The sequence below is a fragment of the Kitasatospora sp. NPDC057518 genome (assembly GCF_042802075.1).
Classification (GTDB): Bacteria; Actinomycetota; Actinomycetes; order Streptomycetales; family Streptomycetaceae; genus Kitasatospora.
On the sequence record NZ_JBHVEU010000786.1, the window covers coordinates 1 to 1,518 of the forward strand.

The 1,518-nt window shown below is 79.3% G+C and carries 1 protein-coding gene; it reads left to right on the forward strand.

Annotated elements, in window-relative coordinates; genetic code table 11:
- Window positions 1–94 precede the first annotated feature (94 nt).
- Entirely contained in the window at window positions 95–1,405 is a 1,311-nt protein-coding gene (locus ACFU7Z_RS39405) for an SUKH-4 family immunity protein (RefSeq protein WP_380782982.1), read from the forward strand.
- The last annotated feature ends 113 nt before the right edge of the window (window positions 1,406–1,518 follow it).

Genomic DNA, 1,518 nt, shown 5'->3' on the forward strand with positions numbered 1-1,518 from the left:
GAAGTCGGCTGGGCCGACTTCCTGCGCGGGGCGGGCGGCAGGGGTGGGGGCGTAGGGTCGCGGGTCGGGCAGGGTCGGGGTCGGGGAGGGCCGGATGATTTCGCGGGCGCAGGCGGTGGAGGCGGGGCAGCGGTGGATCAACGGGGATCTGCCGCAGGGGGCCGGGGTGGTGCGGCGGGTGTGCACCCATGAGTTCGAGCTCGGCTGGGTGGTGTGGGCGGAGCCCGCCCGGGTGGTGGTCGACCCGCGGACGGGGGAGCGGCGGGCGCCCGAGGAGGTGGGGGCGGCCTGCGCCGTGGTGGACCGGGAGAGCGGGCGGTTCACGGTGTGGCCCTCGGTGCCGGTGGACGAAGTGGTGGGGCTGTACCGGGACTTCGTCGGCGCGGGCGGCTACGACCCGACCCTCCAGCCGGCGACCGGCCGGGGTGCCCGGGCCGAGCTGACCTACCGGGACGGCACCGGCGAGGAGCGGTCGCTGGCCCTGCGGTCCGCGGCGGGCCTGCCGCACCCGGCGCTGCGCGGCTGGTGGTGGCTGCGCGAGCAGGGCGTCGCCGCCGAGGACGTGCTGGCCGTCCGGACCGACCTGCGGCCGAGCGCCCTGCCCGGCGGCTACTGGTCGTACGCGCTGGCCGCCGAACTGCCGGACGTCCGGCTCGACTTCGAGCTTCCGTATGGCCCGCGCTTCGACCACCGAGCGGCCGCCGTACGGGCGCTGCCCGCGCCGCCGGACGGTCCGGCCCGCAACCGGGTGCCCTTCCCCCGCGCGGTGCGCGACGCGTCCGGCGCTCCCGGTGCATCCGGTGAGCCCGACGCCGCGCTCGCCGCCCGGCTCGCGGAGCGGTTCGGCCCGGCGGGTGTCCAGCGCTTCGAGCCGGCCGACGTCGCCCGCGCCGAACTGCCCGGGGACGCGGCCGCGCTGCTGCTGGCGGTGGGCGTCCCGGTGGCCGTGCCGGGGTTCTTCGCGCTGCACCACCCGGGCGCGGAGGCGATCGCCGACGGCACCCGCCAGGGCACCGTCCTGCCCCCGCTCGCCGCGCACCTGGCCGGACTCGGCCGCGGCACCCGGGTGGCCGAGCGGGAGCGCCTGGCGCTCGCCGGGCAGCTGGTGCTGGGGACGGACGGCTGGGCGCTGCTGGCCCTCGACCCGGTGGACGGTGCCGTCCGGGCGGTGGACCCGGACTACGCGACCGCCCGCCACTGCAACGCGGACCTGCGCGCCTTCGTCCGCTGCCTGGAGGTGTTCGCCGGCTGGTGGCCGGCCCTGCGCGGGCTCGACCCGGTGGCCGCGGGCGGGGCGGTGGATGCCCTGCAGCGCGCGCTGGCGGCCGTGGACGGCACGGTCTTCGCCGACCCGGAGAACTGGTGGGCCGTCATCGTCGAGCAGCTGTGGGACGGCCTCCTCTGACGGACGGCGGGCCGCCGGAAGACCGGCCCGCCCACCGGCCCGCCCACCGGCCCGCGGACCGGCCCGCGGACCGGCCCGCCCACCGGCCCGCGGACCGGCCCGCGGACCGGTTC